Here is a 21,447-nt window from a genome sequence, read left to right as displayed (position 1 = left end):
CGTGGCGTGGCTCGAATGGCTCGGCAGCCTGCCGCACGCCGCGCTGCTGCGCCGGTCGGCCACGCTATACCTGCTGGTCAATGCCGCGCATATAACAGGCATCGGCCTGCTTATCGGCGCGATATTGCCGCTTGATCTCAGACTGATGGGCGTCTTGCGCGAGGGACCGATCAATGTGCTGGCGCCGTTTCTCGTACGTGTGGCAGCGACGGGACTGGCCTTGGTCGTGCTGACCGGTTTTCTATTGTTCAGCGTTAAACCGGTGGAATATGCGGAAAATCCTGCGTTTCTGACCAAGATGGGCCTGCTGGCAGCCGGGTTGGTGAATGTACTGGTACAGCATCGTGGCGCCAGTTGGCGTCCAGCGCTTATCGGCGGAGACATATCCGTCAGCGTGAGGCTGCTGGCTGCCGCGTCCTTTGCGATATGGATCGGCGCGATCGTTGCGGGGCGCTGGATCGGGTTTGTCTGATCTACCGGTCACTCGTTTCCCATCGCGGATTGATCCACGGCTCCTGGTTGCTGCGCGCCAGGCGCGGTTTGCCGAGGATGTGGTCGGCGGCCTTTTCGCCGGTCATGATCGAGGGGCCGTTGAGGTTGCCATAGGTCAGGCGCGGGAAGATCGAGCTATCGGCAACGCGCAGGCCTTCGACGCCGATGACCTTCGTATCTGGATCGACGACCGCCATGGGATCGTCCCTCGAACCCATCTTGCAGGTGCCGCAGGGGTGATAGGCGCTTTCGAGATGCTCGCGCAGAAAGGCGTCGATCTCGTCATCGCTCTGCACGTTTTCACCCGGCTGGATCTCGGGACCGCGATAATCTTCGAACGCCTTCTGGCTGAACAGTTCGCGGGTGAGCCGTACGCAGTGGCGGAATTTGATCCAGTCTTCCTCATGGCTCATATAGTTGAACTTTATCACCGGGTCGGCCATCGGATCGGATGAACGGAGCGTTACGGCGCCGCGCGACTTCGAATGGTTGTAGCCGACATGGACCTGGAAGCCGTGGCTCTTCGCCGCCGCGCGTCCGTCGTAGGAAATCGCCACGGGCAGGAAATGGAACTGGATGTCGGGCTGCCGCACGCCCGGCGCCGAGCGCACGAAGGCGCAGCTTTCGAACTGATTGGAACCGCCGAGACCGTATTTGCCGAACATCCACTGCGCGCCGGCGACGCCCTGCCAGAACCACGGCAGCCAGGAATAGAGCGAGACCGGCTTGGTGGAGATCTGCTGGAAGTAGAATTCCATATGATCCATCAGGTTGGCGCCGACGCCGGGGCGGTCGACCTTGACCTCGATACCCATTTCCTTGAGATGCGCAGCGGGGCCGATGCCGGAGAGCATGAGAAGCTTCGGCGAATTGAACGACGAGGCGGAGATGATGACCTCTCGGTTTGCCTTGACCACCTCGATCTTGCCGCCGCGAGCGATCTCGACGCCGATGGCACGGCCGTTCTCGATGACGATGCGGCGGGCGAAGCAGCGGACAAGCTCGACATTATTGCGCTTCAGCGCGGGCCGGATATAGGCCGAGGCGGTGGACCAGCGGCGACCCTTGTGGATCGTCTGCTCCATCAGGCCGAAGCCCTCCTGCTTCTCGCCGTTATAGTCCTCGGTCGTCTCGAAGCCGGCCTGCTTGCCGGCCTCGACGAAGGCACGGACGAGCGGGTTCTTGGCCGGGCCACGCTGCACATGCAGCGGACCGTCGGTGCCGCGCCAGCCTTCCTGCCCGCCCTTGGAGCTTTCCTGCCGCTTGAAATAGGGCAACACGTCGGCATAGGACCAGCCGGTCGCGCCGCTCTCGTCCCAGCTGTCGAAATCCTCGGCGCTACCGCGGACATAGACCATGCCGTTGATCGAGGACGAGCCGCCGATGACTTTGCCGCGCGGCGCGGTGATGCGGCGGTTGTTGAGGTTCGGCTCAGGCTCGGAGAGATAGCCCCAATTGTACATTTTCATGCTCATCGGCCAGGCGAGCGCCGCCGGCATCTGGATGAACGGGCCCCGGTCGCTGCCGCCGTATTCGAGCACGAGCACGGTGTGCTTGCCGTCCTCCGAGAGGCGGCTTGCGAGGGCGGAACCTGCGGAACCCGAACCGACAATGACGAAATCTGCCTGCATGAAATTCCCCTGCATCTTTGTATTAAGACCCCGCCCCGATCTTAGTTGGCGTGGATTTACCCCTCACCAACTTCGGCCAGGGGTTCGCTAGCTCACCCGGCCTTCGTATCCTCTCCCACAAGGAGAGAGGTAAACCCGCGGCACCGCCTCGCCTCAAAAGAAGAGGGTGAGCGTGGCACCCTACCTCTCCCCTTGTGGGAGAGGATAGCAAGCCCGCGAGAGGCAAAGCCGATCGCTGGACGCGCTTGGTGAGGGGTGAATGCCCCCGCCTAAGCATGGCTCAATACGGCGCCTCGACCTTGCCCATCGCCACATAGACCGTCTTCAGTTCCGAATAATGGTTGATCGCCGCCAGCGAATTCTCACGGCCAAAACCGGATTGCTTCACACCACCGAACGGAATTTCGACCGGGCAGAGATTGTAGGTGTTGATCCACACCGTGCCGGCCTCGAGCTGGTCCACCACCCGGTGGGCACGCGCCATGTCTGACGTGAAAACACCTCCGGAGAGGCCGAATTCGGTGGCATTGGCGCGCTTGAGGACTTCTTCTTCATTGTCGAAATCGAGCACGCACATGACCGGGCCGAAGATTTCCTCCCGCGCGATGGCCATATCGTCGGTGACATCAGCGAAGACGGTGGGCTGGATGTAGCAGCCGGCGGCGGCAACGGAATTCGGGATTGATCCGCCGGTGACCAGCGCGGCGCCCTCGGCTTTGCCCTTTTCGATGTAGGACAGGATTTTCTCCTGCTGGGCGCGGTTGATGACCGGACCCATCTGGGTCGCCTCGTCCTCCGGATCGCCGATCTTGATCGCCTCGGTACGCGCCTTGAGCCGCTTGAGGAATTCTCCCTTCACGCCCTTCTGAACGAAGACGCGGGTGCCGTTGGAGCAGACCTGCCCCGTCGAATAGAAATTGCCGAGCATGGCGCCGCCGATCGCCGAGTCGATATCGGCGTCATCGAAGACGATCAGCGGCGACTTGCCACCGAGCTCCATTGTCACATGCTTGAGATGTCCCGCGGCGGCTTCGGCCACCTTGCGGCCGGTCGGCACCGATCCGGTCAGCGACACCTTGTTGACATCGGGATGGTTGACCAGCATCGGGCCGGTGGTGCGGTCGCCCTGGATGACATTATAGAGACCCTTGGGCAGGCCGGCCTCGATGAGGATTTCGGCGATCTTCAGCGCGCCGAGCGGCGTGTTCTCGGACGGCTTGAAGACCATGGCATTGCCGCAGATCAGCGCCGGGGCGCCCTTCCAGCAGGCGATCTGCTGGGGATAGTTCCAGGCGCCGATGCCGACGCAGACGCCGAGCGGGATGCGCTTTGTATAGGCCCAGTCGGCGCCGAGGGGGATATGCTCGCCATTCAGCGCGGCGCCCGCCACGCCACCGAAGAATTCGAACGCATCCGCTCCCGAGGTCGGGTCGGCGACGATGGTTTCCTGGATCGGCTTGCCGGTATCCAGAGTCTCGAGTTGGGAGAGTTCGCGGTTCTTTACGCGCATGATGTCGGCGGCGCGCTTGAGGATGCGGCCGCGCGCGGTGGGGCTCATTTTGGCCCATTCGACCTGTGCCGCCTTGGCCGAGGCGATGGCCTTTTCGACAATTGCAGGGGTCGCGGCATGCAACCGGGCGATCACCTCGCCTGTGGCGGGATAGATGCTTTCGAACACCGTGCCTGCGGTATCCTCGACATAGTCGCCATCGATGAAATGGCTGGCTTTCGGCTGCGCGCGCATCATGCTCCCCTGCCGGGGTTTTCCCGGATTTAATCAAGTCTGGAACATATAGGGGTGAAGCCTCTTGCGCATCCTTTTTAGCAGGTCAGATTCCGTCCCATTTGCGACGATAACCTGTCCGTTGAAAGATACCGCGCATGGCCGGAGCCATGCGCGGCAATCCGGATCAGGTCACCGAACGATGGTCACCATCTCGGCCTGAAGATTCTTGCCTGTCTTCTGATAGGCCACTTTCACCTTCTCGCCGGTCCTGATGCCCGGATCCTTGAAGCTCGAAGGCAGCTGGAACATATCGCCATTGGCGAGCGTCAGCGATTTGCCGGCGTGGTAGGCCTTGACGGTGCCGGTCACCGACTGGCTCGCCGCGAAAGCAGCGGGGACCATTGCGATGGATGAAAGAATGACTGCGGAAGCAAAAAGAGCGCGCATATGCGTTGTCCTCTTGATCGGCCGCACGAAGGTGATGTGATGGTTCGTGCATTGGCCTGGATGGAAACGTCTGAAACTGTCGCGTCGCACCGATGGTTTGAAAAGTGCCGGCAATTCCCGTTTCCGATGCAGAGAGTTACGCTCACCGCAAAGTAAATCAACTTAATTAAACTTCACATGTTCTTGTTATATTCTGTTTTATATTTAATGTTTACTTTCGCATCACTTGCCACATTGAGAAGATTCTGCCGCAATTGCGGCGGAACTTGGCAGATTTCCCGGCTGCGGCAAAATGACTCTTTGATGGCAAAACATTACTCGCTCGGCGGACGAGTAATCACTCGCCGCGGGGATAACGCTTTGATTCCTCGAGATTATCAAGATTCATATGGTTGCGCATGTAGCGCTCGGATGCCTTTTGCAGCGGCTGGTGATCCCAGGGATAATAGGCCCCGTTGCGAAGTGCTTCGTAGACCACCCAGCGGCGCGCCTGGCTTTCGCGAACCTCTGCGTCAAATCGCGCCATGTCCCAGCGGGCGAGTGCCGTCGACTGGAAATGGCCGAGTGTCGCGGCGTGCGCCGGATCAGCCGCGAGATTTTTGAGCTCATGTGGATCGGCATCGAGATCGAACAGCTGGTCGGGATCGAGCGTGCAATGGACATATTTCCACTTGCCCTCGCGAATGCCGACGAGCGGCGCGTAGGAGCCTTCGGCAGCGTATTCCATCAACACCGGGGCCGTGCGTTCGCCGCCTTGCATGATCGGCACCAGGCTTTCGCCATCGGTCCAGGGCATGATCTCGGCCATCGAAATGCCGGCCAGATCGGCGAGTGTCGGCGCGATATCGAGATTGGAGACCGGCGCGCGGTGCAGGCCGCTTTCGATGCCGGGGCCCGATATCATCAGCGGCACGCGCGCCGAGCCTTCGAAGAAGCTCATCTTGAACCACAGGCCGCGCTCGCCCAGCATGTCGCCATGGTCGGAGCAAAACATGATGACGGTGTCGTCGAGCATGCGGGTGCGGGTCAGCGTATCGACCAGCTCGCCGACCTTCTCATCGACATAGGAGATGTTGGCGAAATAGCCGCGACGGGCACGGGCCACGTTCTCCTCGGTTATGTCGAACTGCGTGTAATCGCAGGAGAGCATCAGGCGCTGGGAATGGGCGTCCTGCTCTTCGAAGGGTATCGCACCCACTTCCGGCAGCAGCTCGTTGCGGCCTTCATAGAGATCCCAGAATTTGCGCCGTGCCACATAGGGGTCGTGCGGGTGGGAGAAGGAGACGGTGACGCACCAGGGCCGGCGGTCGGCATCGTCGTTTTCGCGGCTGAGCTGGTAGAGCTTCTGGTTGGCGAGGAAGGCGACCTCGTCGTCATATTCCATCTGGTTGGTGATTTCGGCGACGCCCGCGCCGGTCACCGAGCCCATATTGTGGTACCACCAGTCGATGCGCTCGCCGGGCTTGCGGTAATCCGGCGTCCAGCCGAAATCGGCGGGGTAGATATCGGTCGTCAGCCGCTCCTCGAAGCCGTGCAACTGGTCCGGCCCGACAAAATGCATCTTGCCCGAAAGCGCCGTGTAATAGCCAGCGCGGCGGAGATGATGCGCGAAGGTCGGGATCGAGGAGACATATTCGGCGGCATTGTCATAGACCTTCGTGCGGCTCGGCAACTGCCCGGCCATGAAGGATGCGCGTGCCGGGGCACAGAGCGGCGACGATGTGTAATTGTTGCGGAAACGAGCGCCGCGCTGGGCAAGCGCCTTGAGATGCGGCGCATGCAGGAAATCGGCCGGGCCATCGGGGAAAAAAGTGCCGTTCAGCTGATCGACCATGATGACGAGAATATTGGGCTTACGGTCGGGCATTTCCGTTGGTTCCGATTTGTTTGTCGTGGGACGCAATAAAGCCTGTTCCGTGCGAAAATCCAGCCTTCGATCACCCGTTTCTTCATTCCGTTTGCGACAGATACCCGGCGCCGTCGCACTGTCACAAAAGTTTCATGCCAGCGGAACGATTTGTCAAAGATTTCAAGCAAGTGTGGTGCCCATAGATCAATCCATTTTCATCGGAGCCATCATGCCTGCCGCCGCCGAACGCATCGCTTTTCCCGTCCGCTATGCAGGCGAAAAGCTCTTCAATCTCGGAAAGGCGGTGCTTGACTGCGCCTTTCAGCCGATCGTCGAAATCACCACCGGGGCGGTGTTCGGCTACGAGACTCTTATGCGCGGCCACGATCAGTTAGGATTCAACTCGCCGATCGAACTGATCGACCGGATGGCGGAGACCGGACAACTCGCGACCCTCGACCAGATGATGTCTGGCCGTGCGCTGGCAAAATTCACGTCGCTTGCCGATTATCGCTCATCGACGCTCTTTATCAATCTCGATGTCCGGCTGATCCCGGAAGGCGGCGCGCTGATCGATGCGCTGCTCCGTCATCTGCGGGCCCATGGCATTCCGCCCTCCTCGATTTGCTTCGAACTCTCCGAGCGCTTTGACAACACCGCCGTGCCGGAATTCGGCGAACTGATCGCCAAGATGCGCCGGTCCGGCTTCAAGATTGCCATCGACGACTTCGGCGTCGGCCGCGGCGAGTTCAAGCTGCTCTGCGACTATCCCGTCGATTATCTCAAGATCGACCGGCATTTCATCGCCGGCGTCGGCGATGCACCGCGCAAGCAGCATCTCGTCAAGAACATTGTCAATATCGCCCATACGCTCGGCATCCGCGTCATCGCCGAGGGCGTCGAGACCGAGGCCGAGTTCCTGTCCTGCCGCGAATTCGGCGTCGATATGGTGCAGGGCTATTACATCGCCCGACCATCGGTGAATGTCGACGACCAGCGCTCGAGCTTCCCGCATCTGCGCGATCATTCGAGAAGCCGGACATCGGCGAGTTCGCTCGACGAATTGCTGATCCGCAAGCAGATCGAGAATCTGCCCTTCGTCTATGAGAACGACTCGATCGAGAAGGTCTTCGAGATGTTCCGGATGAACCCGGAAAACAGCTACTTCCCGGTGCTCAACGTCACCAACGAGCCGCGCGGCATCATCCAGGAATCGCAGCTCAAGGAATTCATCTATCATCCCTTCGGGCGCGACCTGCTCAAGAACCGGGACTACCTCAAGCCGGTCTCCTATTTCGTCAAGAACGCGCCGATCATCAGCCTCGACTCCGACACCCAGGATCTCGTGTCCGCCTTCGCCAACATGGATGGCTGCCACTGCGTGCTGCTGACCGAGAACATGCGCTATTCCGGCACGATTTCGGCCGCCTCGCTGATCCGCATTCTCAACGAGAAGCAGTTGAAGACCGCACTCGACCAGAACCCGCTGACCGGCCTGCCGGGCAATCTCGCGATCGTCAATTTCCTCAGGAATGCCTGCATGGATGCCGACAAGATCCGCTATCTCTGCTATTGCGACTTCGACAATTTCAAGCCGTTCAACGACCGCTACGGCTTCCACGCCGGCGACCATGCGATCTCGCTCTTCGCGGCGCTGATGCGGCGCTATTTCTTTCATGAGAACGAGTTCACCGGGCATATCGGCGGCGATGATTTCTTTGTCGGGCTGAGGGGCATCGACGAGGAGGAGATGCTGCATCCGCTCGGCCGGCTGCTCAACGATTTCTCCTCGGAGGTCATGACGCTCTACAGCGACAAGGAGCGCGCGGACGGCTATATTATCGGCCATGGCCGCGATGGCATCGAGGCGAAGATACCGCTGATGCGCTGCTCGATCGGCGTGCTGGAACTGCCGCAGGGCGTGGTGATCAGCGATATCGACCGGATCAGCGCCGAGATCGCGCATGTGAAGACTCTTGCCAAGCAAAGCGCCAATGGCCTCAGTGTCACCCGGTTCGGCGCAGCGGAGGAAAGCTGACCGGCCTTTCAATCGCGGAAGATCTGGCCTATCTCCAAGGCTCACCTGAATGGAGCATGACATGGCCCTGCCCTCCGAGATGCGCTACATCGACCTGCCGCAGCCGGGCGCACCCGATGCGATGAAACTCGCCACCGGCCCGCTTCCCGATCTCAAGCCTGGCGACCTGCTGATCCGGGTCGAGGCATCGGGCGTCAACCGGCCGGATGTCGCCCAGCGACAGGGCAGCTATCCGCCGCCGCCGGGGGCCAGCCCGATCCTCGGGTTGGAAGTCGCGGGCGAGGTCGTGGCACTCGGTCAGGAGACGAAGGGTTTCAAAGTCGGCGACAAGGTCTGCGCATTGGCCAATGGCGGCGGCTATGCCGAATATTGCGCCGTGCCGGCGACACAGGCGCTTGCCTGGCCGAAGGGCTATGACGCGATCCGTGCCGCCGCCCTGCCCGAGACGTTCTTCACCGTCTGGGCCAATCTCTTCATGATGGCGGGCCTGAGGGCCGGCGAGACGGTGCTGATCCATGGCGGATCGAGCGGCATCGGCACGACCGCCATCCAGCTTGCCAAGGCGATAGGCGCGACGGTGTTCACCACCGTCGGAAACGAGGAAAAGGCCGACGCATGCCGCAAGCTCGGCGCCCTGCATGCGATCAATTACAAGACCGAGGACTTCGCCGCCGTCATAAAGGCGGAAACCAAAGGTGGCGTCAACGTCATCCTCGATATGATCGCCGCCGCCTATTTCGAAAAAAATCTCGCCTCGCTGGCAAGGGACGGCAGGCTTTCGATCATCTCCCTGCTTGGCGGCGCTGTTGCCGAGAAAGCCAATCTTGCGCCGATCATGGTCAAGCGCCTGCACATCATGGGTTCGACCATGCGGCCGCGCACGGCGGAGGAGAAGCGCGAGATTCGCGATGAGCTTCAGGCAAAGGTCTGGCCATTGATCGAAGCCGGAAAGGTGGCGCCGGTCATTCACAAAGTGTTCGATTTCGCCGATGTGGTGGAAGCGCACAGGCTGATGGAATCGAGCGATCATATCGGGAAGATTGTGTTGAGGGTGTAGTATTAGCTAACGCGTCTATCTTCAAAAGCTCGGTCTCATCGCGATACTATTGTTTCCATATTGGGAACCTGCTATACGAGTATTCGATGAATGTGATTGCCAAGTCCGCCCTGGTGCAATTTTGGGAAAGGCAGCCGTCGGGAATGCCCCGAAACGTTGCCAAGGCGGCGATGACGGAATGGCACACGACCGCTTCAGACGCGAATTGGAAGGACTTCAGCGAACTTAGGAAGACCTTCAACTCCGCCGACTATGTGGCAGACGGGAAAGTGGTCTTTGACGTCGGTGGAAACAAGTATCGCATTGTGGGCTTGGTAGGATACCGAACGAAGCGCATTTTCATTCTTTTCGTCGGTACTCACGCCGAGTACGACAAGGTCAAGGTGGTAGATTTATAGTGTAAGGAAAGCTCAATGTTGGATTTTTCCATGCTGCGTACTTTGCAGAGCGAAGCGGAATATCAGGCTGCGCTGAAGGCTGTGCGGCCGTATTTCGACACAGAACCCGCCGAAAATACACCGGAAGCCGCACATTTCGATGCACTCGTGCTGCTGATCGAGCAGTATGAATCGAAGCACTACGAAATCCCACGCGCGGCACCCGTTGATGTCCTGAAATCCATCATGGCCGCCAACAACTATAGTCGGGCGGACCTTATCGAGATCGTCGGATCGAAGTCTCGCGTAGCCGATCTTCTCAATGGGCGTCGTGAGATCAACCTCGATCAAATCCGCAAGATCAGTAAAGCATGGGGCATCCCCGCCGGCGCGCTGGTTGGCGAGATCGCCGCATAGCTGCCTCTGCTGGCAATACCAGCACATAGCGGCCATGCGCCATCCGGCATTGTCACTTCGGCCCTAATCGTGTACCCAACCGAAAACACTCCCTCCCCCACGAGAACAAATTATATGCCCGGTTTTGACCTGATCCTTTTTGATTGCGACGGCGTGCTCGTCGATTCCGAAATCATTGCCGCCGAGGTGGAATCCAAGCTGTTGCGGGATTCGGGCTTCGACATCACGGCGGAAGACATGTGCATCCGCTTTGCGGGCATGGACTGGAAGAGCATTCTGCTGACGATCGAGCAGGAGGCCGATATTCCGGTCTCGGCCCAGCTTCTCGACAAATCCGAAAAGCTGCTCGACGCCGCGCTCCTTCGCCGTGTCAAGATGATCGAAGGCGTGCGCTATGCGCTGGCCAAGATCACCGAACAGCGCTGCATCTGCTCCAACTCGTCTTCGCATCGGCTGGACCTGATGCTGACCAAGGTTGGCCTCAAGCCGTTCTTCCAGGGGCATATCTATTCCGCGAAGGACCTGGGTCCGGACCGGACCAAGCCGAAGCCGGACATCTACCTTTTCGGCGCCAAGCAGTTCGGCGTCGATCCTTCACGCTGCCTGGTGATCGAGGATTCGGTGCATGGCGTGCATGCGGCGCGCGCCGCCGGCATGCGGGTGATCGGGTTTACCGGCGGTTCGCACACCTATCCGACCCATGCCGACCGGCTGACGGATGCAGGCGCCGAGACCGTGATCTCGCGCATGGTGGAATTGCCTGAGATGGTGGAAGCGCTGAAGAACTTCAACGAACTGGTCTAATGGTTTAACGGTGCCGCGCGGCACCCAGTCCCCAAACCTCACTTCGTATTATACGGGCCTTCGTCGATGCCGGCGAAGAGGCGCGTCAGGCCACTCGCGGGAGCGGACAACACGACATTCTCCTTGGTGAAGATGAACTGCGCGTTGCCCTGGCCCGGTGGGATCGTCACCTGGAACGGGGTGAGTTCGGAATAGAGCGTCTGGTCGCCATCGGTGGCGGCAACCCGGATCGGCAGCGAATAGGTACCATCCTTGCCTTCCGGGCCTGTGATGACACGGCCGCGGACGACCACGGTGACGACGAGCCCCTGATCGGTCTGCCTGCATTGGCGGGTGGTGGCGTCGAGAGTGGCCTGGATCACCAGCTTGTTGGGATCGGCCAAGCCCTGGACATTCTTCTTCACGCCCTTGGCGTACTGGGTGTAGACCGCCGTACCCTCGCGGAGATAGACCTGCGGGCAGGCGCCCTGCATGACGACCATTTTCGGATCGTTGCCGGCGGTGTCGCTTTTCTTGACGCTCGAGAACATGCCACCCGTGTCGGTGGCACTGCAGGCAGCGAGGCCGGCCAGCAAGCCGAATGATGCAACAGTACGAAGAAATTTGCCAGACACGTCTACGCCACCCCATATAGTCTCGGCTGCGGCCAAAGATCCAGCCAACAGCATTCAGTCGTGAATTCGGGCCTTTTCATGGCCCCCGGTGATCGGTCTATATCAGCAGCAAAACAAAAAATCGATTGGTCAGCTGAAAGATTCGAAGGGTGCGCGGGCATCCCGCAGGCCCATTTACCCTGATTCATTCGTATGTATTGACCGCCGCACGAGTTTGCGAGCATATCCCTGCTTGAAATACAAAAATTTCATTTAATTGTGCTGTCTAACCGGGGGATTCTATGGCCGACGCAAATAATGACGACGTCTCCGTCAAGGAAGACGCCGTACCAAATACCGTTAGCGGCAACGTCGTACTGAACGATATCTCTTTTGATGGCAGCCCGGTAACGGTTACCAGCTTCGGCACATTTCCGATGAACTACGGCACCTTGGTGCTGAATGCCGACGGAACATTCATATACACGCTCGACAACGGCCTTCCTGCGGTCGACGCGCTCAACAACGGCCAGACACTGACGGATATCTTTATCTACAACGTCAGCGGCGACTTTGCGTCCCTCACCATTACAGTTCAGGGAACGTCCGTAAATCAAATGCCGTCGCTGGCAGCCGACACGAATTCAATCACGGAAGACACCGCCCCAAACCCGGTCATGGGCAACGTGCTGGCCAATGACAGCGATCCCGACAGCAACGACACGCTGGCTGTTACCAATGGCGGCACCTTCAACCTTAATTACGGCACGTTGGTGATGAACTCCAATGGAGGTTACGCCTACACGCTCAATAACTCCAATCCCGCGGTCAATGCGCTCAGTGCGGGTCAGTTCCTGACGGAGACTTTCAACTATTCGGTAAGTGACGGCTTTGGCGGCACCGCATCCTCGACGCTGACGCTCACCATCAACGGGACGACCGACAACGGCGCGCCCATAGCTGTTGCCGACGTCAACTCGATCAAGGAAGACACTCCGCCCAATCCCGTCACGGGCAATGTTCTGACCAGTGATAGCGATCCGGACGGCCATGCCTTGTCCGTGACAAATGCCGGCACGTTCAACCTGGGCCATGGCTCGTTGGTGATCAATGCCAATGGCACCTACACCTATACGCTCGACAACACAAACCCTGCCGTCAATGCCCTCAACAATGGCCAGACGCTGAGCGATTCATTCACCTACAATGTCAGCGACGGGCATGGTGGCACTGCGGCATCCTCGCTTACGATCACCATCAACGGCACGACCGACAACCGGGCGCCGGTGGCGACCGCCGATGTCAATTCGGTCATGGAGGACACGACCCCCAATCCCATCATGGGCAACGTGCTGACCAATGACAGCGATCCGGACGGGAATACGCTGTCGGTCACCAACGCCGGCACGTTCACGCTCGCCTATGGCGTGCTGGTGATCCATGCGGATGGCTCCTATACATACACGCTCGACAACAGCAACCCTGCCGTCAATGCCCTGAACAATGGCCAGTCGCTGAGCGATTCATTCGGCTACAATGTCAGCGACGGCCATGGTGGCACTGCATCGTCCAGCTTGGCAATCACCATCAACGGGTCGACGGATAACCGCGCGCCGTTTGCTGTCGCTGACGTGAACTCGGCGCGGGAATCGGACGGCAGCGTCTCAATCACGGGCGACCTTCTGACGAACGACAGCGATATCGACGGGGACACTGTCCAGTTGATTGCCGTGGAAGTCGCCCAGTATGGTGTGATCAATGTAAACCTCAGCGACGGATCCTACACTTACACGTTCGACTCCGCCCAACCGGCAATCCGCGCACTCGATGAAGGCGAGACGCTCACCGAGACAATCGGTTACTCAATCGGCGACGGCCGGGGCGGCATGGCGATTTCGAACGTCACCATCACGATCAACGGCACGAATGGGAACGTCGCCCCGGTCAATGCCGTGCCGGGCGCGCAGCACGCACTTCGCAACAACGCGCTCGTATTCTCGGCGGCAACAGGGAATTCCTTGGCCCTCAGCGACCTGGATGCGGGAGCGGCGGATGTGGAGGTGACGCTGAGCGCATCCGCCGGAGCAATGACGTTGTCGCAAACGACAGGACTGAGCTTCACCCTTGGAGATGGGGTGGCGGATACGTCGTTCACATTTGCGGGTACCATCGCCGACATCAATGCAGCGCTGGACGGCTTGGAGATCGTCTCCGACAACACTGGTGCCATTTCGATTTCAATGACTACCAGCGATCTCGGCAATACCGGCACCGGCGGCGCCAAGGTCGATGTCGATATCATCTCCATCGATGTCGAGACCAATGTGATCGAGGGCAATTCGAAAGGCGACAGTCTCAGGGGAACGGCATTAAACGACGAACTAATCGGTCGCGGCGGAAACGATTTCATCAGTGGAGGCTTCGGCGACGATATCATTCGTGGCGGCGACGGCAATGACAGACTTTACAACTGGCTGGGCAATGCCACGATTGACGGCGGCGGTGGAGATGACCGTATTATGAGCGGCCGGGGAGCCGATACGCTTATGGGCGGCGATGGCGCGGATGTATTTACGTTCCGCCGAGCCAGTTCCACGCAACCGACGGTGCCGGATCACGCCACGATCATGGATTTCTCCGTCAGGGACCGCGACCGGATCGATATCAGTTTCATCGACGCAAACGAGAACAAGCGCGGCAACCAGGCTTTTGCTTTTATCGGGACCGATGCGTTCAGCGGCAAGGCTGGCGAATTGCGCATTGAGGAAAGCGGCGGGCGAACCTTTGTCTACGGCGACACCGATGGCGGCGGAGCGGCGGATCTCGTCATCGAGTTCAGCTCGGTCATTGCGTTGCGGGAAAGGCATTTCGATCTCTGACAGATTGCACCGATCCGACCTTTTCAACACTTGGCGGATCGGTCTATAGAGCCTCGACATGGGCTGAGCAGTTTTGCAATCGAGGCAATAACACGGGTCGTACGGACGCATTCGGAACACCCCGATTTGCTGCGCGATGATAGGACTGTTCAACCGCAGATTCTGACTTCGAGGTGTTGACGTGCGCTATGTTTCGACCCGGGGCGAGGCCCCTGAGCTTGGTTTTTCCGACGCCCTGCTGACGGGTCTGGCGCGAGACGGCGGGCTTTATGTGCCGAAGGAATGGCCGCATTTCTCGAAGAAGGAAATCCGGGCGCTGCGCGGCAAGAGCTACCAGGATATCGCGCTCGCGGTGCTGACGCCCTTCGCCGGCAAGGACATTTCCGAGGCCGATCTCAAGGCGATGATCGACGAGGCCTATGCCACGTTCAAGCATCCGGCGATCGCCCCGCTGGTGCAGAGCGGGCCGAATTCCTACATTCTCGAACTCTTCCATGGCACCACGCTCGCCTTCAAGGACGTCGCGATGCAGTTGCTCGCCCGCCTGATGGACCACACGCTCGCCGCGCGCAACGAACGTTCGACCATCGTCGGCGCGACTTCGGGCGACACGGGTGGCGCAGCAATCGATGCCTTCGGCGGCCGCGAGCGCACCGATCTCTTCATCCTGTTTCCACATGAGAAGGTGTCGCCGGTACAGCAGCGGCAGATGACGACGACATCACATGCCAATGTCCATGCCATTGCCATCAAGGGCACGTTCGACGATTGCCAGAACCTGGTGAAGGCGATGTTCAACGATCTCGGATTCCGCGACCGGATGCAGCTCGCTGGCGTCAACTCGATCAACTGGGCGCGCATCATGGCGCAGATCGTTTATTATTTCACGGCTGCGATCTCGCTTGGCGGTCCGGACCGTAAGGTGTCCTTTACGGTGCCGACCGGCAATTTCGGCGATATTTTCGCGGGCTACGCGGCCAAGCGCATGGGCCTGCCGATCGCAAAGCTGGTGGTCGCGACCAACGAAAACGACATCGTGGCCCGTACGCTGAAGACCGGCCGCTATGAGATGAAGGGCGTCAAGGCCACCACCTCGCCGTCGATGGACATCCAGATCTCGTCGAACTTCGAGCGGCTGCTGTTCGAGGCCTACGACCGTGATCCATCCAAGGTCAGGATCGCCATGGACGGGCTCAAGCAATCGGGTGCCTTCGAGATCGAGAAGCATGCGCTCAAAGCCATTTCACGCGACTTCAAGGCCGGCCGCGTCAGCGAGAAGGACGTGGCGAAAACGATCAAGGGCGTGCTCGCCGAGACCGGCTACCTGCTCGACCCGCACACCGCAATCGGCGTCGCCATCGCAAAGAAATTCGAGAAATCCAACGCTCCGATGGTGACGCTCGCCACGGCGCACCCGGCAAAATTTCCCTTGGCAGTGAAAAATGCTTGCGGTATTGATCCAGCCTTGCCATCGTGGCTGGACGGATTAATGCAAAGGGAGGAGCGCTTCGAAGTGCTGGATGCGGACATTAAGACGGTGGAAGACTTCATCGCCCATCATGCCCGGATCGGGAACTGACCGGGGCGCCTTTTGGTAAGCGATGAATGTTGAAGTAACCACGCTCCCCTCGGGGCTCACCGTCGTGACAGAAACCATGCCGCATCTGGAGAGCGTTGCTCTCGGCGCCTGGGTGAAGTCGGGATCCCGCAACGAGGCCGAGGACGAGCACGGTATCGCTCACCTTCTCGAGCACATGGCGTTCAAGGGCACTGCCCGGCGTACGGCGCGCGATATCGCCGAGCAGATCGAAAATGTCGGCGGCGAAGTCAATGCCGCCACCTCCACTGAATCCACGTCCTATTATGCGCGCGTTCTGCGGGACGATGTGCCGCTTGCAGTCGATATCCTGGCCGACATCCTCATCGAGTCCGCCTTCGACGAGGAAGAACTCGAGCGCGAAAAGAGCGTCATCCTTCAGGAAATCGGCGCGGCGAACGACACGCCAGACGACATCGTCTTCGACAAGTTCTCTGAAGTCGCCTTCCAGGGCCAGACGATCGGCAGGTCCATTCTCGGCACGCCTGAATCGGTCATGTCCTTCGCGCCGAACCAGATCCGCCGCTATCTCTCGCGCAATTATCTCGCCGAGCGCATGTATATCGTCGCCGCCGGCGCCGTGAAGCACGACGAGTTCGTGCGCGAGGTCGAGAAGCGCTTCGCCGGACTACCGACGACATCCCCCTTTGCACAGATCATCGAACCCGCTCGGTACAATGGCGGCGAGGTGCGCGAATCCCGCGACCTGATGGACACGCAGCTGCTGTTCGGCTTCGAGGGCAAGGCCTATCATGCCCGCGATTTCTACTGTTCGCAGATCCTCGCCAACGTGCTGGGCGGCGGCATGTCGTCGCGGCTGTTCCAGGAAGTGCGCGAACATCGCGGCCTCTGCTATTCGGTCTATGCCTTCCATTGGGGGTTCTCGGACACTGGCATTTTCGGCATCCATGCGGCGACTGGTAGCGAAAACCTGCCCGAACTGATCCCTGTCATCGTCGACGAGCTTCGCAAATCGTCGGAGGAAATCCGGCAGGAGGAAATCGACCGCGCCCGAGCCCAGATCCGTGCTCAGCTTCTCATGGGCCAGGAAAGCCCCGCAGCACGCGCCGGCCAGATCGCGCGCCAGATGATGCTCTACGGCCGCCCGATCTCGAACACCGAACTGATGGAGCGCCTGTCCGGCATCACCACCGGCCGGCTGACCGATCTCGCGGGACGACTGTTCTTCGGCACCACCCCGACGCTCTCGGCGATCGGCCCGGTTGACGAACTTGCCTCGATGGAGGAAATATCACATCTGCTGAACGGCGGCTCGAACCCGGGACACAAGACGGCGGCAGAATAACCGGCAATTCCAGGCGGCGGGCATGGCAAGATCAGTCTTCGGTTTCTTGTCGAAGGGAAGCATACCGGAAGAGATATCGGGCCAGAACCATTACTTCCGGCTGCCGCGAAATTCCGACTATCGTGCCTGGTATGCGCTGCGCAGTGACAGCCGGCTCTTCCTCGAACGATGGGAACCAAGCTGGGAACATGACGGGCTGACCGAAAGCAGCTTTCGGGCACGCGTCATCCGCTCCGCCCAGGAATTCGCCTCGGGCGTCGCCGTACCGCTCTTCCTGTTCTCGCGAAGCGATCACCAGTTGATCGGTGGATTGACGATCGGCCATATCCGACGCGGGGCCTCCCAATCCTGCATGATCGGCTACTGGATGGGCGAACGCTTCGCCGGCCAGGGGCATATGACCGCGGGCCTCACGATCGCCATACACTACATCTTCAACCAGCTTGCCTTGCACCGGATCGAGGCAGCCTGTATTCCGGAGAACGACCGTTCGATCCGGCTGCTTGAAAAAGCCGGATTTCAACGTGAAGGCTATATGAAGGAATTTCTGAAGATCAGGGGGGAGTGGAGAGACCACGTTCTCTATGCCCTGATTGCCGGCAACTATAATAAAATCGGGAAACCAGGCATTTGATGTTGGAATTTTGGAAGCAGCAAGCCTCCGGCCGGGGCCGGTTTGGCGCATGCCTTGGCATGCTGCTGTTTTTCGTCATGATGCTTGCACCCATGAGTGCCATGGCGCTCGAACCCGTGAAAATCTCGCGCGAGGACAAGGCGCTCGATCTCACCGCGATCGCCGAGATCTATGCCGGCCAGGGCGAGGCATTCCAGGTCTCGACGGCCGCTGGCACCGATGGCATCGTACGCCGTATCGAAGTGCGCGCGAGCTCACAGAACCATAATGGCGACTGGGCGGTGTTCGCGCTCGCCAATGTCTCGGACGAGCAGCTCGAACGGCTGATCGTCGCTCCGCATTACCGGCTGGTGAATTCCAAGATCTTCTGGCCGGACCTGGGTTCCGATCGCATCATTTCGATCACGCCGAGCGAAGGCTTCGCGCTCGACCGCGTGCCGTCAAACGATGCGGATGTGTTCTCGATCACGCTCAATCCGGGCGCGGTGATCACATTTGTCGCCGAGATCAATTCGCCGCAACTGCCGCAGCTCTATCTCTGGGAGCCGGAGACCTACAAGGACACGGTCAACGCGTTCACGCTCTATCGCGGCATCGTGCTCGGCATCGCCGGGCTGCTCGCGGTGTTCCTGACCAATCTCTTCGTCATCAAGGGCACGTCGATGCTGCCGGCCACGGCGGCGCTTGCGTGGGCGGTGCTGGCCTATGTCTGCGTCGATTTCGGCTTCCTCGAGCAGCTTTTCGGGCGCAATACGCTCGACGAGCGAATATGGCGGGCGGGCGCGGAAGTGGCGCTGGCCTCGGGCCTGGTGATCTTCCTCTTCACCTACCTCAATCTCAGCCGATGGCATGCCAACCTCGCCTATGCGACGCTCGCCTGGGTGCTCGGCCTCGGCACGCTGTTCGGGGTGGCGATCTATGATCCGTCGATCGCCTCGGGCATTGCGCGCGTCTCCTTTGCGCTGACTGCCGGGGTCGGCATCCTGCTGATCGTCTTTCTCGGCTTCAATCGTTATGACCGCGCCATCCTGCTGATCCCCTCCTGGCTGGTCATCATCGCCTGGATGTTCGGCGCCTGGCTGGCCATTACCGGCCAGCTTGACAACGATATCGTGCAGCCGGCGCTGGCCTTCGGCCTGGTGCTGATCGTGTTGCTGATCGGCTTTACGGTGATGCAGCATGCTTTCGCCGGCGGCGCCTACCAGCAGGGCTTGTTCTCCGACCTCGAACGGCAGTCGCTGGCGCTGACCGGCTCCGGCGATACGATCTGGGACTGGGACGTGGCGCGTGACCGGGTGATGACTATTCCCGATATCGCGCTCAAGCTCGGCGCGGTGCCCGGTGCGCTGCATGGCCCGGCGCGCAACTGGCTGCCACGGCTGCATCCCGATGACCGCGACCGTTTCCGAGCGACGCTGGACATTTTGCTCGCCCAGAAGCGCGGACGTCTCTCCCACGATTTCCGGCTACGCGCCGAGGACGGCCAGTATCACTGGCTCTCTATCCGAGCCCGGCCGGTGCTATCAGGCAATGGCGAGATCAGCCGCTGCGTCGGCATCGTCGAGGACGTGACCGAGCAGAAGAACATCGTCGACCGCCTGCTCAGCGATGCGCTCAACGACAACCTCACCGGCCTGCCGAACCGCCAGCTCTTCCTCGACCGGCTGCAATCGCTGCTGGCGCTGGGTGCCGCCGACGAGAATATGCGACCGACGGTGCTGACCATCGATATCGACCGCTACAAGCAGGTCAACGATTCCCTCGGCATCGCGGCCGGCGACAATATCCTGATCGCGTTGACCCGCAGACTGCGCCGGCTGCTCAAGCCACAGGATACGCTCGGCCGTCTGGCGGGTGATGAGTTCGGTGTCATCCTGACCTCGGAGACCGATCCGGCCCGCATCGCCGATTTCGCCGATGCGGTGGCCAAGGCGATCTCCGTGCCGCTCAACTTCGCCAACGAGGAGTTCATCCTGACGGCCTCGATCGGCATCGTGTCCTGGACCGATCCGACAGTGAATGGCGAAGGCCTGCTCAACGATGCCGAGCTTGCCATGTATCGCGCCAAGAAATCCGGCGGCGACAAGGTCGAGCCGTTCCAACCATCGTTCCGCATGGCGGTTTCCGACCGGTTGCAGCTCGAATCCGATCTCCGCCGCGCCATCGAGCGCAAGGAAATATCGATGGTCTACCAGCCGATCGTGCGGCTGGATGACGCCGAGATCGCCGGCTTCGAGGCGCTGATGCGATGGGATCATCCGCGCCGCGGCAACATCCCGCCGACCGAATTCATTCCGCTTGCGGAAAGCTCGAATTTCATTTCCGAACTCGGCCTGTTCGCCATTGAGCGCGCCACGGCGGACCTTTCGATCTGGCTTGCCCAGATGGGCGACATTCCGTTCTTCATGTCGGTCAACGTGTCGAGTTCGCAGTTGATCAATTCGAACCTCGCCGAGGATGTGCGACGGGCGCTCGCCCATTCCGATTGCCCGCCTGAACGGCTGAAGCTCGAATTGACCGAAACGATCGTGATGGAAAATCCCGAGCAGTCGCGGCTGATACTCGAGAAACTCCGCGAGGCGGGCGTGGGCCTGGCGATCGACGATTTCGGCACCGGATTCTCGTCGCTCGGCTATATCACCCGCTTTCCCTTCGACACGATCAAGATCGACAAATCACTGGTGCGCGACACCAGCGAGAAGCGCGACGTGCTGCTGCGCTCGATCGTCTCGATGGCCAGTGAACTCGGCATGGCGCTGGTGGCGGAGGGCATCGAGAGCGAGGAAGACGCCCTCAAGCTCGGCCAGATGGGCTGCCAGTACGGCCAGAGTTTCTTCTTCGGCCCGCCGATCGGTTCGGATTCGGTGCAGAGGTTGTTGCGGGAGCGGTTTCCGTTGTTGAAGCGGGGGTAACCGGGATCACCCCTCACCCACAGATATCACCCATGCCCCGCCTGCATCGACAGCATCGCCGGATGGATGCCCATCAGAGCCAGCGCGCGATCGTACTTGTCATCCAGCCCATGGTCGAAAATCAGGCTCTCATCCGCCGGGCAGCTAAGCCAGCCGTTGTTGGCGATTTCGCTCTCGATCTGGCCCGCACCCCAGCCGGCATAGCCGAGCAGCAGCGAGGCCTTCTTCGGCCCCCTGCCCCGCGACATGGCGCGGATGATATCGACGGTGGCGGTGAGGCAGATCTCGTCGCTGACCGGGATCGAAGACTGGGTGAGGTAATCATCGGTGTGGAGCACGAAGCCACGGCCGGATTCGACCGGGCCGCCCTTCTGGATCGGAAAATCACGCGTCTCGTCGGGAAGCAGGATCGCATCCTCGTCGGCGACGATTTTGAGATGGCGCAGGATATCGACGAAGCTCAACTGCTGCGGCTGATTGATGATGAAGCCCATCGCGCCATCGCTGGAATGGGCGCAGATATAGACCACGGCGCGGGAGAAATTGCCGTCGGGCATCCCCGGCATGGCGATCAGGAACTGACCGTCAAGAAAGCCGCGCTCGCCTTTGCTCTTCAAAGTCTGGATATCGACCATGGCTCACAGCCTATCAATTCGCGGTGAAATGAAAAGGACGAAGATGCGTCGGG

17 protein-coding genes are annotated in these 21,447 nt (G+C 60.1%); 11 read left to right on the top strand and 6 right to left on the bottom strand.

Annotated features, from left to right (window positions below):
- Position 1: 1 nt before the first annotated feature.
- Positions 2-472: a DUF6644 family protein gene (locus tag IHQ71_RS05840; RefSeq protein WP_258161009.1), complete on the top strand. Its 471-nt coding sequence runs from the start codon at positions 2-4 to the stop codon at positions 470-472.
- 1 nt (position 473) lies between these two features.
- Here IHQ71_RS05840 and betA read toward each other — a convergent pair whose 3' ends face one another.
- The 4 genes from betA to betC form a co-directional block, all read right to left on the bottom strand.
- On the bottom strand, positions 474-2,123 hold the full coding sequence (betA, locus tag IHQ71_RS05835) for a choline dehydrogenase (RefSeq protein WP_258161008.1): 1,650 nt from the start codon (positions 2,121-2,123) through the stop codon (positions 474-476).
- A 280-nt stretch (positions 2,124-2,403) separates the two neighbouring features.
- Positions 2,404-3,867 (bottom strand): betaine-aldehyde dehydrogenase, encoded by a 1,464-nt coding sequence (gene betB, locus IHQ71_RS05830; RefSeq protein WP_258162756.1) that lies wholly within the window; start codon positions 3,865-3,867, stop codon positions 2,404-2,406.
- Positions 3,868-4,038: 171 nt separating this feature from the next.
- Complete coding sequence (locus IHQ71_RS05825) at positions 4,039-4,296, bottom strand: DUF1344 domain-containing protein (RefSeq protein ID WP_258161007.1); 258 nt, start codon at positions 4,294-4,296, stop codon at positions 4,039-4,041.
- Positions 4,297-4,633: 337 nt separating this feature from the next.
- Positions 4,634-6,163 carry a choline-sulfatase gene (betC, locus tag IHQ71_RS05820; RefSeq protein ID WP_258161006.1) on the bottom strand — a complete coding sequence of 510 codons (1,530 nt, stop codon included), beginning with the start codon at positions 6,161-6,163 and terminating at the stop codon, positions 4,634-4,636.
- Positions 6,164-6,374: 211 nt separating this feature from the next.
- On the opposite strand from betC, the gene IHQ71_RS05815 reads away from it, so the two are divergent.
- From IHQ71_RS05815 to IHQ71_RS05795, 5 genes are all read left to right on the top strand, one after another.
- Positions 6,375-8,183: a bifunctional diguanylate cyclase/phosphodiesterase gene (locus IHQ71_RS05815; RefSeq protein WP_258161005.1), complete on the top strand. Its 1,809-nt coding sequence runs from the start codon at positions 6,375-6,377 to the stop codon at positions 8,181-8,183.
- 61 nt (positions 8,184-8,244) lie between these two features.
- Positions 8,245-9,240 carry an NAD(P)H-quinone oxidoreductase gene (locus IHQ71_RS05810; RefSeq protein WP_258161004.1) on the top strand — a complete coding sequence of 332 codons (996 nt, stop codon included), beginning with the start codon at positions 8,245-8,247 and terminating at the stop codon, positions 9,238-9,240.
- An 86-nt stretch (positions 9,241-9,326) separates the two neighbouring features.
- Positions 9,327-9,638 carry a type II toxin-antitoxin system HigB family toxin gene (locus IHQ71_RS05805; protein ID WP_258161003.1) on the top strand — a complete coding sequence of 104 codons (312 nt, stop codon included), beginning with the start codon at positions 9,327-9,329 and terminating at the stop codon, positions 9,636-9,638.
- 15 nt (positions 9,639-9,653) lie between these two features.
- Positions 9,654-10,034 (top strand): type II toxin-antitoxin system HigA family antitoxin, encoded by a 381-nt coding sequence (locus IHQ71_RS05800; protein WP_258161002.1) that lies wholly within the window; start codon positions 9,654-9,656, stop codon positions 10,032-10,034.
- 114 nt (positions 10,035-10,148) lie between these two features.
- On the top strand, positions 10,149-10,838 hold the full coding sequence (locus tag IHQ71_RS05795; RefSeq protein ID WP_258161001.1) for an HAD family phosphatase: 690 nt from the start codon (positions 10,149-10,151) through the stop codon (positions 10,836-10,838).
- A gap of 38 nt (positions 10,839-10,876) precedes the next feature.
- On the opposite strand, the gene IHQ71_RS05790 is transcribed toward IHQ71_RS05795, so the two are convergent.
- The gene (locus IHQ71_RS05790) at positions 10,877-11,452 is read right to left on the bottom strand and encodes a hypothetical protein (RefSeq protein WP_258161000.1); all 576 of its coding nucleotides are present in this window, start codon (positions 11,450-11,452) and stop codon (positions 10,877-10,879) included.
- 281 nt (positions 11,453-11,733) lie between these two features.
- On the opposite strand from IHQ71_RS05790, the gene IHQ71_RS05785 reads away from it, so the two are divergent.
- The 5 genes from IHQ71_RS05785 to IHQ71_RS05765 all read left to right on the top strand — a co-directional run bounded on the left by IHQ71_RS05785 (position 11,734) and on the right by IHQ71_RS05765 (position 20,759).
- Positions 11,734-14,310: a VCBS domain-containing protein gene (locus IHQ71_RS05785; RefSeq protein WP_258160999.1), complete on the top strand. Its 2,577-nt coding sequence runs from the start codon at positions 11,734-11,736 to the stop codon at positions 14,308-14,310.
- Positions 14,311-14,491: 181 nt separating this feature from the next.
- Positions 14,492-15,889 carry a threonine synthase gene (gene thrC / locus IHQ71_RS05780; protein ID WP_258160998.1) on the top strand — a complete coding sequence of 466 codons (1,398 nt, stop codon included), beginning with the start codon at positions 14,492-14,494 and terminating at the stop codon, positions 15,887-15,889.
- Between the two features lie 22 nt (positions 15,890-15,911).
- Complete coding sequence (locus IHQ71_RS05775) at positions 15,912-17,213, top strand: pitrilysin family protein (protein WP_258160997.1); 1,302 nt, start codon at positions 15,912-15,914, stop codon at positions 17,211-17,213.
- A 22-nt stretch (positions 17,214-17,235) separates the two neighbouring features.
- A complete protein-coding gene (locus IHQ71_RS05770) occupies positions 17,236-17,847 on the top strand; it encodes a GNAT family N-acetyltransferase (protein ID WP_258160996.1) in 612 nt (203 codons plus the stop codon).
- A gap of 59 nt (positions 17,848-17,906) precedes the next feature.
- A complete protein-coding gene (locus tag IHQ71_RS05765; RefSeq protein WP_258162755.1) occupies positions 17,907-20,759 on the top strand; it encodes a sensor domain-containing phosphodiesterase in 2,853 nt (950 codons plus the stop codon).
- A 26-nt stretch (positions 20,760-20,785) separates the two neighbouring features.
- On the opposite strand, the gene IHQ71_RS05760 is transcribed toward IHQ71_RS05765, so the two are convergent.
- Positions 20,786-21,394, bottom strand: coding sequence for a YqgE/AlgH family protein (locus IHQ71_RS05760; RefSeq protein WP_258160995.1), 609 nt, complete (start codon positions 21,392-21,394; stop codon positions 20,786-20,788).
- Positions 21,395-21,447: the final 53 nt, after the last annotated feature.

The sequence above is a fragment of the Rhizobium sp. TH2 genome, assembly GCF_024707525.1.
Lineage (GTDB): Bacteria > Pseudomonadota > Alphaproteobacteria > Rhizobiales > Rhizobiaceae > Rhizobium_E.
The sequence above is the reverse complement of the archived record's forward strand: the minus strand, read 5'-3'. Positions and strand labels throughout refer to the sequence as shown.